Here is a 13,157-nt window from a genome sequence, read left to right as displayed (position 1 = left end):
GGTAATGCAGGCGTATTTTGAAGCAAACTTTAAAATCACAAAAATGAAAACACTAAGAAAAAATGCATCATTAAGATTTACAATACTTTTTACGCTATTGGCAGTATTTATATCTTGTTCGGGAGATATATTTGATCCAGAGTTAGAAGTCACTACTGTAGTTCCCGAGTTTTTGGGTAATGACGCTGTTACCGTTGATCGTAGAGGAAATATATATGTATCAGAGTTTGGACAATTTGCGGGTAATGGTGGTGACGGAACCAGCGTTTTTAAAATCACACCTGGTGGAGAAGTGTCCGAATTTATAAGTGACCTATCAGGACCGTTGGGAAGCGCTATAGATCGTCAAGGTAACTTTTATGTGGTAAACGCCAGTAACGGAGTAAATGGGGAGGTGCTTAAAATTGCACCTGATGGAACTCGTGAGGTATTGGCAACTATAGAGGGTTGGCCTGCTGGACTCGCATTGGATCATAAAAATAATCTGTATGTATCTAATTATTTGGCTGCCATGGTGCATAAAATTACTCCAGAAGGTGAGCTTACCGTATTTGCTAATGACGCTAAGTTAGCAGGAGGGGTAGGAGTTGATTTTGATTATAAAGGAAATCTGATTGTAGGTAATTTTACAACTGCAGATATTCTGTCAATTAGCCCAACAGGAAATGTTTCTTTAATTGCAACAATACCTGATATTGTGGTTAATGGATCGGGTATTGGTTATATCACAGTGGTAGGTAACTCGATATTTGCGACAGGAATCTCGGTAAATAAAATATTTAGGGTTTCTAGAAATGGTAAAATTGAAGAGTTTGCCGGAACAGGAGAAGCAAATAGCAATGATGGACTTCTTAATAAAGCATCCTTTAACGGTCCAAACGGAATTACTTCTGACAAACGAAACAAAGCAATTTATATTTCTGAGTTTGGAGGAACCAGAGCTGTTCGAAAAATTAAACTTTATTAGTGAGACTCTGTTTTGAAAAGTTGCGTAGCAATGCGTTCAAAAAAGATAGTTAAACTAATCCCGCTTTTTCAGCGGGACCTGAGATTTAATATTTTGTAGATTGTTTTGAAACTTTAAAAAGTAATTTTTGAAAAGTTTTGATACGGTTCTGGTTATAATTACTTTGTAGCAAAATCAAAAATAAATTATATGAGTACATTAGAAAACTTCGAATCTGCAAGAATAGACATGAGTAAAATTTATGGTGGAGCCATTTATTTAGAGTACTCTAGTGGAAAAGTAAAAGGAAATGTAACCGCAGAAGGAGAAGATTAAAACATTTTTTAAAGCAAAAATAAGGGGTTAAAAACTTCTTGTTTTTGCTTTAAACTAGGTCATAAAAAATTGTGCTAATTTGTAACTGAATTCGAATAGGTCAGATACGTCATGATTTTTGTTGATCAATAAGGATATGGTAACATTGTATTCTGGAAACAGAATAAATACAGAAGTAGCTCCATGTGCAACTCCCGCATGATGTAGAATATTTACCTTTCTCTTATCTTTAAAAACAGCATTGGTAGTTGTATTTCGCCAACCGATGGCATATCGTTGTTCGTTTATAGTTTTGTTTGCTAGTGTTACCGGAGTAATAAGCGTGTCGAGAATCTCTTTTTGATACAGTTTATGATTAAGAAATGCGTTTCCCAAAGTCACAAGATCTGTTGGTGTAGCGATAAGGCCTCCTCCTGCCCATTTGTTACTGTTATTTACACGAGATACTTCTTTGTATTCATTATTTTCTACCGAATAGAATTTTGATAGATGAGTGGTGTTTGCGGATTGTCCTTCAAAATCAATATGTTTTAGCCCAAGCGGTTCAAATAAAGAGGTTTTCATAAAATCGGGAAAAGTCATTCCAGAAGCTCCTTCGATTACGGCACTTAGTAGTGTATAATTATATGTACTATAACTAAAATCTGTACCTGGGATAAATAATAAAGGATCATTGTTAAATACAGCCACACTTTCTTCTATATGGGTATATTCATCATTGTTATAATATTCCCATATTGGGAAACAAAAGCAAAGATCATAATTTCGTATTCCCGAGGTATGTGAAGCAAGCTGTTTTATAGATATATCAGAAAGTTTGTTAGCTACGTAGGGTACATACTCTTTAACCTTATCGGTTAAATTCAGTTTTTTGTTTTGAAGAAGAATACCGGTGCCCATTGCGGTAATGGCTTTTGAGGTGCTTCCGATCCTGAATGTTGTGGTAAGGCTTACAGGCTTTTTTTCTTTTATATCTTTATATCCAATGGCATTGGCCCAAACAACAGTGTCGTTTTTACCTATCGCAACCGAAAGTGCGGGAGTGTTAAGTGTCAAGAATATGTTCTGAAACGTGCTATCTAGCTTTCTGGTAATAGATTCCTCGTGTTTTTTTACAGGTAGCAGATGGGTGGTTTTTGGTAAAGATGTCCACCCAGAGTTGTGAGTAAGTATGGGCTCTATTAGGTAAAATACTATAGATAATAGCACAGCAAATATGATTATAATGCAGATTTTTTTCATGTTTTTCGTTTAAAAATTGGCAAAAAGATCTCCTGTTATCAAATATGAATTTGATACTTAAAAGAGGTTTTAAAAAAGAAGCTACTTGAGATTTAGAAATCTAATGAGATACCATTTTTTGCTGTCTGGCTTTTAACATAGCAGAGATTTTATATAGCAGAATAATTTCAAGAATAATGGTAGGTGTGAGTAGTACTAGTCCAACAATAGATAAAATAACGGTGACAAGAAAGCTGTAGGTAATAATTTCAAAAATACCGGTTATTGTTGCAATGGTACCGATTCCGTTTTTGAGTCGTAATACGGCAATACCAAATAAAATTCCAATGACTCCAAAGATAATTGCTTCGGCTCCTAAAATAAACTGATAGTCCAAATCCCCGATGTACAGTGATAAAATATCGAAGGCGTAAAACAAAACACTAATAAAAATGAAGATAAAAGCGGTAATTCGCAGTAGGTAATTTTTAAATATCTTTCCGGTAAGAACAAATCCACGCATAAATAACACTATCGATGCCAATACTACCAATTTTAAGAAGATATAGGTCATATCGTTGACGATAATTTCATCTTCGATGTATCGGTAATAATCGACAGGTATTTCTGCAAATCCAATGAGAAAATAAACGATCCCGTTAATCCAGGCAATAGAAAGCTGTTTGTTTAGAAAACCCGCTTCTTTGTTATCATCTATTTCGAGTAAAAATAGCTTTTTAAACTCTTTGGTGGCTTTAGAATCTTCTGTATGAATTTGTTCCAGGTCATAATCCAAAGCACTTAGAATAGTTTTGATGGTATAACTTCTGGGAGTTACTTCTCCTGCTTCGATTCGTTGTATGGTGCGTACACTAATATTACATTGCTCTACGAGCTCTTCTTGGGTAAGTCCTTTTGATTTTCTGAGTTCAGAAATTTTTTGACCTAATGCTGGCTGTTTCATAATTTGATTGATTTTCATTTTGTTCAGCAATATTAGTTTTCAAAAAAAAGGTTTCAAATTTTTTAGTTTGTCTTTCACCCGACATTTACCCGACAGTCTAGTAAAATCAAGAGGTTTCAGACTTAGGTGTACTTTTCAGTTGTAACGGTTGCATGACTTTTAAAGCAGCTTGTATAGATTTTATATTTTCAAAAGTTAGCAATAATCGCAATCCATTGCGCGTGTTTTTCTCTTTCATTTTACAAATACCAGTATTTTGTTGTACAAATTGTAATACATGAGTAAATGCTTCGGTTTGATAAAAACCAGATTGTTGATCACTTATAAAATAACCAATAAGTTTGTTTTGTTTTAGGATAATTTTTTCGAGACCAATAGAAGTTGCAATCCATTTGATTCGTACCGAATTTAACAGATCAACTGCCTGATCAGGCAATTCTCCAAAACGATCTATTAATCGGGTTTCATATGCCTGTAACCCATCTTCGTCCTTAATTTCGTTAAGCTCGGTATATAAATTGAGGCGTTCTGTGATGTTATTAATATAGTCATCGGGAAACAATAACTCAAAATCGGTATCGATCTGCGTATCTTTTAAGTAGACTTTTTCTTTGCCTTCTTCTTTATATAATTCGGCAAATTCATTGTCTTTAAGTTCTTCTATGGCTTCGTTCAGGATTTTTTGATAGGTGTCAAACCCAATTTCATTAATAAAACCACTTTGTTCACCGCCCAATAAATCTCCTGCTCCTCTAATTTCAAGGTCTTTCATAGCGATATTAAATCCGCTACCCAGTTCAGAAAACTGCTCTAATGCGGTAATACGTTTGCGCGCATCATCGGTCATTGCAGAATAGGGTGGAGTGATAAAATAACAAAAAGCCTTTTTATTACTTCGACCCACACGACCACGCATTTGATGCAGATCAGACAGTCCAAAATTATTAGCATTATTAATAAAGATGGTATTGGCATTAGGTACATCCAGACCACTTTCTACAATGGTGGTTGCTACCAGAACATCAAACTCACCATTCATAAAAGCTAGCATGAGACTCTCTAGTTTTTTACCGTCCATTTGTCCATGACCGATTCCTACTTTGGCATCTGGGACTAGTCGTTGTACCATTCCGGCTACCTCTGTAATATTTTCTATACGATTATGGATAAAGTACACCTGCCCACCACGTTGTATCTCATAACTCACAGCATCTCTAATCGTTTCTTCGTTAAACCGAATCACATTGGTTTCTATAGGATATCGGTTTGGAGGCGGGGTAGTAATGGTAGATAGATCCCTTGCAGCCATTAGGCTAAACTGTAATGTTCTGGGTATTGGCGTAGCAGTGAGGGTAAGGGTATCTACATTTTCTTTAATGGTTTTAAGTTTATCTTTTACAGAAACCCCAAATTTTTGTTCTTCATCAATAACGAGCAGTCCAAGATCTTTAAATTTCACATTTTTATTTACCAATTGGTGTGTGCCAATGATAATATCTACTTTTCCTGTAGCTAGATCTTCTAGTGTTTCTTTCTTTTGTTTTGCAGAGCGGAAACGATTCACATAATCTACCACTACAGGAAAATCCTTCAGTCGTTCTCTAAACGTTTTGGCATGCTGAAATGCCAGAATAGTGGTAGGTACCAAAATAGCAACCTGTTTTCCGTTATCAACCGCTTTAAAAGCAGCACGAATAGCTACTTCGGTTTTACCAAAACCAACATCTCCACAGATCAAACGATCCATTGGGCGCTCACTTTCCATATCGGTTTTTACGGCTTCTGTAGCGGTACTTTGATCGGGAGTATCTTCATAAATAAAAGACGCCTCTAACTCATGCTGCAAGTAACTATCTGGATGGTACTGAAACCCTTTTTGCAGTTTCCGCTTTGCGTATAACTGTATCAGGTTAAATGCAATGTGTTTAACCCTTGCTTTTGTTTTTTGTTTTAAGGTTTTCCACGCTTTAGATCCTAACTTATAAACCTGCGGTGGCTTACCATCCTTGCCATTATATTTTGTGATTTTATGTAGCGAATGGATACTTAAATACAGTACATCTCGTTCTCCATAAATTAATTTGATGGCTTCTTGCTTTTTGCCTTCTACATCTATCTTTTGCAGCCCTCCAAATTTTCCGATTCCATGATCGATATGAGTCACATAATCACCTACCTCGAGACTGGTCAATTCTTTTAGGGTGATAGCCTGTTTTTTGGCATACCCATTTTTAAGCGTAAACTTATGATATCGTTCAAAAATCTGATGATCTGTATAACAGACCATTTTACGGTCGTGATCGATAAAACCTTGATAGGCAGAAAAAACAATCGTTTCATAAGGTTTTACATCCAGATCGGCATCATCAAAAATATCATGAAATCGTTTGGCCTGTTGTTGGCTTACACAAAAAATATAGTTGGTGTATCCAGCCTCATGATTTTCATTTAGATTTTTAATCAACAAATCAAATTGCTTATTAAAAGAAGGTTGAGGTTTGGTATCAAACTTAATCGCGTAATCTGCTTTGGTAAGAGGGCGATCACTAATCTCGATAAGTGTATAATCCAGTAACTGCTTTTTGATAAGATCAGAAGTTGCAAACAGCTCATCGGGGGTACTGTGTTTGATATCTCTCGAAAGTTTATCAAAAGCCATATTGGCCTTTTCAAAATTTTTGTCAATTCTTGCAGATAGTAAATCAATGTCTTTGGTAAAGATTACCGTTTGCGAAGCAACATATTTTAGAAAACTCTCTCGAGTTTCTTGCATTGCTTTATTCTCTACATTGGGAATGAGTGTAATTTTTTTGATTTGATCGGTAGAGAGCTGCGTTTCTACATCAAAAGTTCTGATACTATCTACTTCATCTCCAAAAAACTCGATACGATAAGGCTCATCATTACTAAATGAGAATACATCTACAATACCTCCTCGTACAGAAAATTCGCCTGGCTCTGTAACAAAATCTACCCGCTGAAACTGGTATTCGAACAATACCTCATTAATAAAATCTAGTGAGATGGTATCGTTTACAGCTACCTTCAGGGTGTTTTTTTCTAATTCTTTACGAGTAACCACTTTCTCAAAGAGAGCATCGGGATAGGTAACGATTAATGCTGGTTTTTTGCGGGAGTTGATACGATTTAGCACCTCTGCCCTTAATAGTACATTAGCATTATCGGTTTCTTCGATTTGATAGGGCCTTCTATAACTACCAGGATAAAACAATACATTTTTATCTCCCAGAAGTTGTTCCAGGTCATTTAGGTAGTAAGCAGCTTCTTCTTTATCATTAAAAATGCATAAAAAGGGTTTGTCTGTTTGGGTAAAACAATGTTCTATAGCAAAGGATAACGCAGACCCGATTAAACCTTGTACATGTATTTTTGCTTGAGATTGGGCAATAGCTTTCTGCAGTTTCTGTAGTTGTAGAGACTGTGATAAAGTTTGCGAGATAATGGTTGCACTCACGAGGTTAAGATTTTAGGCAAATATAATCGCAATCAAGAGGAGTGCAAAGAATTGTTTGAAGCTTTTTGTTAGCATGCTGGCTATACCTACTAGAAGTTTGATCTTTGGCGAAGCTTCAAGTAAAGTGCTGAAAGTTGTTAGGTATATAGAAAAAGAGGTTTCAGTTTTTTATAAAATTAGGCAGAGCACAAGGATTATGATAAAAATAGAGTTGTTAAATGGTGTTAGGAACATTTCTTTTTCTTTCCTGTGGATAGTTATAAGGTTGTAATGCCTAAAACATATAAACGTTTTGGCTATCTTGCGATTAAAATTTGTAATTCTAGAAAAGTAAGAGGTTAGGTATCTTACTTTTGGAATAAAATCTTAAAGAAAAAAATATGAGAAAAAGAATTATCCACGTTCATGCTGATGATTTTGGTATGGGAAACGAAATAACAGATAATATCTTTACTTGTATTGAAAAAGAAATTGTTACTAGTGTTAGTATAGTCTGTACTACGGATCACTTTGAATATGGTATTCGTAAATATTTACAAACTTCTAATGATGTTAGACTATGTTTACACCTTAATTTGGTCGAAGGTAAACCTTTGACCCCAAAAAGCTCAATTCATTTGTTAGTTAATGAATCCGGTGAATTTAAATCTTCATTTCTATCATTATGGCTACGGTACATGATGTCTTCAAAATATAAAAAAGCAAAATATAAAGAACAAGTTACAATAGAGATTGAAAATCAAATTATTAAATATCAAAATAGCCTTACTAATAATGATTCATTAAATATTGATAGTCATATGCATTTTCATATGATTCCTTTTGTTTTTGATAGCATTCTGGAAGTATCAAAAAAGTATAAAATTGATTTTGTAAGAAATCCGTACGAGCTTAGATATAAGTACGGATTTGTTAGAATAAAGAATTATTTAGCTCTTAATTTTGTTAAGAATATATTATTAAATAACCTTTCGAGGTCGTATATTAAAAAAGCTAAAAAAATTAAAGTTAGTACAAATGAGTTCTTTGTAGGGGTGTTGTCAACGGGTAGAATGACTTATAAAGATGTGCATTCTGCTTTAGAAAAGATAAGGAGAAAAAAAACACCAGATTCTGTTGATATTTTATTTCATCCAGGAGGAGTAAGTGACATAAGTAAGGTTAATTGGACGAAAAAAAAAGCTTTTCGTTTATATTACTCATCTCAAGATAGGAAAAGAGAAGCAAAAGTTCTTTGCGAGGATAGGTTTAAAAATTTAATTCATAAATATGAGGATTTTTTTAATAATTGATGAAACTCACTTTTATCAACCTGATTTTGTGGCAGATTTAATTAGAAAGACAAAACACGATATCGTTGGTGCGATTTTAGTAACAAAAGTACTGCCTAAAAGTAATATAGAAAGATATATGATTAGGCATTGGTATTTTTTACATCCTTTAGAGTTAATAAAACTAGGGCTTAAAAAAATGTATTTTAGTATTAAAAATTATTTGATACCTACCCATGATAATGGATCATTTTATAGTGTAAGAAAGGTATATAATCATTTTAATATCGATTATTTTGAAGTTAAATATGATATAAATAAGCAAGAATACTTAAATCGTATAAAATCTAAAAATCCAGATATTATTGTAAGTTCAAACTCTTTAATATTTAAGAATGAATTGTTGAAAATTCCTAAATATTGTATTAACAGACATAGTGCTTTATTACCATCTTACGGAGGATTGTGGCCTGTATTTCAGGCAGTAAGAAAAGGAGAGGAAACAGTTGGGGTTTCGGTGCATACAATGGAGGAAAAGATTGACAAAGGAGTGGTGTTAAGTAAAAAGGAAATATCTGTGCAAAATAGTGGTAGTATTGACCTGTTGTATCAGGAATGTTTTAAGTATAGTGCAGGAGTGGTTCTTGAAGCAATTGATAAAATCGAAAATAACAATATTACTTCAGTTAGTAGTGGAGTAAAACCGTCTTACTATAGTTTTCCTAAAAAAGAGCATTGGAAAGATTTTAGAAAAACCAAAATTAGATTTATCTAAATTAGATTATTCTCCTAAAAGGTAGTTTACTTAAAATAGTGCGTTTATTGTACTATTTTATAAAGAAGGCTTTATATCCTTACCTAAAAAATCAAGTGTAACGTTTGTATTTGCAGTAGTTCAAAGACGTAATAGATTTTCTATTGCATAATCCGGGTTCATAGCTTTTATGAAATGTTACATTTCTAGAGGGACATAAGCTATTGAATATCGTTTTACAGAAAAAAAATAATTTAAAGTGCTTTAATCCATTGTTTTATTAACGGTATTTGTCTTTTTGAAAAAAATCAACTTTTTTACCAGAGTCTCAAAAATTGATACTGTGATGTTTTACTATTGTCAAATATTTACAGTCAGAATAAAAAAAGTAAAAAAAATGATTGACAACGGTAACAAAAAGAAATGTGAAGACATATATAATAAGAAACCTTTGTTTTTGAATCTTTTGGGTAGGGTTATTAGAGGGTAAAAACATAAGGCTATCGAGAGGGGGTAGCAATACTCCCTTTTTAACCCGTTTTTTTAGGAGAATGATAAGATCATAACAACTAGGAAGATGTAGTAAAAAAATGCGATGAAGAGTTTGTTAACAATTTGATTTTGAAACGATGGCATAACCGTATTTTTTTTACATTTGCACCTTGTTTTTGTACTTAAAAAGAAATTGTTTTAAGGATTAGGGTAACAAAATAGAGAGAAGAAACATATACTAAGAGATTATTAGAAACTCTGTTTTTTTAATGTATAAAATTTAAATATAAAATAATTAAATATAAAAAGGTATGAAAAAAATTCACTTATTACTTTTTATGAGTTGTAGTACGATTCTTTTTTCCCAAAATCTTATAAACACAACGAATTGGGAAGCTGGAGCAGCTCCTGCACCAGGGTTTGCAAATAATGGTATTGCACAAGAAAATGTATTAGAAGTAGGATTGGGACCTTATGGCGATAATGTGGTTTTATGGAAAGCTGCACCAGATGGAAATGGAAATAAAGATGGAGGATATGAGAGTTCTTATTATCCCATTGATCATACAAAAACATATCGATTAACGGTATGGATAAAAAAAACCAACTCTGTGGATGGAGGCACCTATTTTGGGTTATATTCTAAAAATAATAACGCGCAACATTCGACCCTTAACTTAACAAACTCATCAGTACCCAATGCATATTTTTGGAACGGTGATTTACCACAATTGGATAAATGGTTTTTATTGGTTGGTTATATGCATCATAGCGGGTATACCTCGTCTACAAATTTGGGCGGTATTTATGATGGTAATACCGGAGCGAAACTAGTTCCGTTTAATGATTTTAAGTTTGCAGAAGGAGCTACTACGCTTTTAAATAGGGCATATCTATTTTACGATCCAAATGTAAATGATAACCAGTATTTTTTCGCACCTAGAATAGAACAGGTTAATGGTAGCGAGCCTTCAATAGAACAATTAATTTCTACAAATACTAATAGTAATGATAATCCAGGTACTATAGGTACTTGGATTAAAGATGGAGAAAATATATATTATAATAAGAGCGGTAATGTAGGGATAGGAACGGCAACTCCTCAACAGTTATTAACACTTCAAACCAATAGCGATACTGAAAATACAGTTTTTCAAATTAATTCGGGAGGTACACCAACTTCTCCTTCTCGCTCTCAAATTTCTTTAAGAGAAATTGCTTATGGAAATCATAAATATGGTTTTGACCTTGGGTATAATGGAGGGACTAATACTTTTTATATTAACAGGGTAGAAGATGATGTTGAAACTGTTGGTCTTTCAATGATTAGAAATTCAGGGAATGTGGGTATTGGTACTTCTACACCAACTCAAAAATTTGAAATCCATAATCCTACATCTTTCAATACAAATATGGAAGCCCAAAATCAGGATCATATAGCATTATCATCAAACAATCCTGGTAACGGAGGTTTTTTTGGAGGAATAACATGGAAATCAGGAGAAAGAAGAAGAGCTTCTATAGTGGCTACCAGAGAACATAGTGATGCAGATTATGTGGGATTAGCATTTTTTACAAAAGGTACAGATGGTCCAGGGCCTATTTATGAGAGTATGAGAATAACCAGAAATGGTAGGGTAGGTATTGGAACATCTAATCCGGATGCAGAACTTGCAGTAAACGGTAAAATCCATGCTAAAGAAGTAAAAGTAGATCTTACAGGCTGGCCTGATTATGTATTTGAAGAAAATTATCAACTACCAACTCTACAAGAGGTAGCAAGCCATATCCTGCAAAAGGGACATTTAATCAATATTCCATCTGCAAAAGAGGTTGAAGAAAATGGTGTTGAATTGGGGCAAATGAATGCAAAACTCTTAGAGAAAATAGAAGAGTTAACCTTGTATACGATTGCGCAAGAAAAGAAATTATCGGTACAAGAACGACAATTAACAGAACAACAACGAAAGAATGAAGCCTTAGAAGCTCGTTTAGAAAAACTAGAATCTTTATTGAAAAAGTAGAGATGTTAGAAGTCAGAAGAAAAAGCCCGAAGTCCGAAGACCGAAGAGATATAGATTCGAAAGCTTCGAACTTGGGTTTTCCGACTAGATAAACGAAAACCTCCGTCTTCTGACCTCGGACTTCAGACCAAAACAAAAGTAACCTCGAACTTCCGTCACCGGACTTCGGACTAAAATAAAAAAATGAACAAACTAGCACTACCCATCGCCTTTTTAGCCCTTATAACTGCTATAGGATCTTTTTTCTTTTTACAATCATCAACAGAGTTGGTGTATGTAGATGTCAATAAACTCTTAGAAGGTTATAACAGAACCAAAGTGGTAAAAGAAGAATTCGATAAAAAAGCAAAAACCATGCAAGCCAATGTAGACAGTTTGTTGTCGAATTGGCAAAAAGAGCTAAAGTTGTATGAAAAAGAACGAAGCGGGATGAGCAAAAAAGAGCTGGAGCTTAAGCAGCAGTTATTAAGCAATAAGCAACAGCAAATCAATAATTACCAACAAGCAGTACAAAAACAATTGCAGGAAGAGGATAAGAAGGTAACACAGACGGTGATTAATGACATTAATGATTTTGTAAAGGAGTATGGTAAAAAGAAAGGTTATAAAGTCATTTTTGGAGCTACAGGAAGCGGTACCATTATGTATGGAGAAGAGTCTGCAGATCTAACCGATGAAGTATTGATACAACTGAATACAGAATTTGAAGGAAAGTAAGTGGAGTTTGAAGACGGAAGTTCGATGTGGAAGAAAGAAGTCAGAAGCTAGAGGTCAGAAGATTAGAAATTACTTCCGGCTTCCGACCTCGGATTTCGGACATAAAAAAAGAAACCTCCGACTTCGGACTTCGGACTTCGGACAAAACAACTAAAGAAAAGCTTCGGACTTCCGACTTCGGTCCTCCGACTTGTAAAGAATGAAACAGAAACACACATATTTATGGATTAAAGGAATACTGTTTTTAAACGTATTGCTAATCACTTCCTGTACCCAAAAAACCTTTGATACACCCAAAGAATTAACCGAGTATATCAAAGAAGAAGGTAAAGGATATCACCATAAAAAAACGATCAATGGGGTAGATTTTTCGATCCTTTACAAACCAACCGATTTGTTGGTGTATCAAGAGAAAACAGAAGAAACTACACCACAAGAGATTCAAAATTTACGTGATAAGTATAGTAAGTATTTGTATTTCACCTTGTCGATGTCTAAGAATGACCATGAGTTATTGAGTAATGTAGCGGGTAACAAGCAAAAATTTGGAGCAATGGTCAATCAACTGGCTTTTGGGATGGAGCAGAAAGTACATCTATATACACCACAGAAAGATACCATCGAAATGGTAGATTATATCTACCCCAGGATGTATGGTATGAGTAGGGCGACTACGATGTTATTGGTATACCCCAGAGAAGAGAAGGTAACAAATGAAGAATTCATGACATTAACGATAGAGGATCTTAGGTTTTATACAGGAGAAGTAAAATTTAAGATCCCAACAACGATTTTTAATAACGAACCAAGATTAAGGTTTGAATAAGTCGGAAGAAAAAAGTCAGAAGACAGAAGTCCGAGGTCAGAAGTCTGAAGTGAGAAGTTAAAGGTTGGAAGGTCAGAAGACAGAGGAAATAGGGATCAGATGGCTTCTGACATCGGTCACCCGACTTCCGG

At 34.3% G+C, this 13,157-nt stretch carries 10 protein-coding genes; 7 read left to right on the top strand and 3 right to left on the bottom strand.

Translation table 11 applies throughout. From position 1 onward, the window contains the following. Positions 1–43 precede the first annotated feature (43 nt). Together ABW636_RS05145 and ABW636_RS05140 are read left to right on the top strand one after the other, a co-directional pair. Positions 44–967, top strand: coding sequence for an SMP-30/gluconolactonase/LRE family protein (locus tag ABW636_RS05145; protein WP_367588885.1), 924 nt, complete (start codon positions 44–46; stop codon positions 965–967). Positions 968–1,156: 189 nt separating this feature from the next. Then, on the top strand, positions 1,157–1,282 hold the full coding sequence (locus tag ABW636_RS05140) for a hypothetical protein (protein ID WP_367588884.1): 126 nt from the start codon (positions 1,157–1,159) through the stop codon (positions 1,280–1,282). A 54-nt stretch (positions 1,283–1,336) separates the two neighbouring features. Here ABW636_RS05140 and ABW636_RS05135 read toward each other — a convergent pair whose 3' ends face one another. From ABW636_RS05135 to mfd, 3 genes are all read right to left on the bottom strand, one after another. Continuing rightward, complete coding sequence (locus ABW636_RS05135) at positions 1,337–2,524, bottom strand: serine hydrolase domain-containing protein (RefSeq protein ID WP_367588883.1); 1,188 nt, start codon at positions 2,522–2,524, stop codon at positions 1,337–1,339. A 100-nt stretch (positions 2,525–2,624) separates the two neighbouring features. Further along, positions 2,625–3,467, bottom strand: a complete 843-nt coding sequence (locus ABW636_RS05130) for a helix-turn-helix domain-containing protein (protein WP_367588882.1) — start codon at positions 3,465–3,467, stop codon at positions 2,625–2,627. 106 nt (positions 3,468–3,573) lie between these two features. Then, entirely contained in the window at positions 3,574–6,942 is a 3,369-nt protein-coding gene (gene mfd, locus ABW636_RS05125; protein ID WP_367588881.1) for a transcription-repair coupling factor, read from the bottom strand. Positions 6,943–7,322: 380 nt separating this feature from the next. Here mfd and ABW636_RS05120 point away from each other — a divergent pair, with 380 nt between their 5' ends. From ABW636_RS05120 to ABW636_RS05100, 5 genes are all read left to right on the top strand, one after another. Further along, on the top strand, positions 7,323–8,234 hold the full coding sequence (locus ABW636_RS05120) for a carbohydrate deacetylase (RefSeq protein ID WP_367588880.1): 912 nt from the start codon (positions 7,323–7,325) through the stop codon (positions 8,232–8,234). After that, entirely contained in the window at positions 8,212–8,988 is a 777-nt protein-coding gene (locus ABW636_RS05115; RefSeq protein WP_367588879.1) for a formyltransferase family protein, read from the top strand. Before ABW636_RS05120 ends, ABW636_RS05115 begins: the two co-directional genes overlap by 23 nt. A gap of 782 nt (positions 8,989–9,770) precedes the next feature. Beyond that, a complete protein-coding gene (locus ABW636_RS05110) occupies positions 9,771–11,483 on the top strand; it encodes a tropomyosin (RefSeq protein ID WP_367588878.1) in 1,713 nt (570 codons plus the stop codon). A 183-nt stretch (positions 11,484–11,666) separates the two neighbouring features. Then, entirely contained in the window at positions 11,667–12,200 is a 534-nt protein-coding gene (locus ABW636_RS05105) for an OmpH/Skp family outer membrane protein (RefSeq protein ID WP_367588877.1), read from the top strand. A gap of 199 nt (positions 12,201–12,399) precedes the next feature. After that, entirely contained in the window at positions 12,400–13,026 is a 627-nt protein-coding gene (locus ABW636_RS05100; protein ID WP_367588876.1) for a hypothetical protein, read from the top strand. Positions 13,027–13,157 lie beyond the last annotated feature (131 nt).

Source organism: Aquimarina discodermiae (genome assembly GCF_040786235.1).
Taxonomy (GTDB): domain Bacteria; phylum Bacteroidota; class Bacteroidia; order Flavobacteriales; family Flavobacteriaceae; genus Aquimarina.
This window is presented reverse-complemented; position numbering and strand designations above follow the sequence as displayed.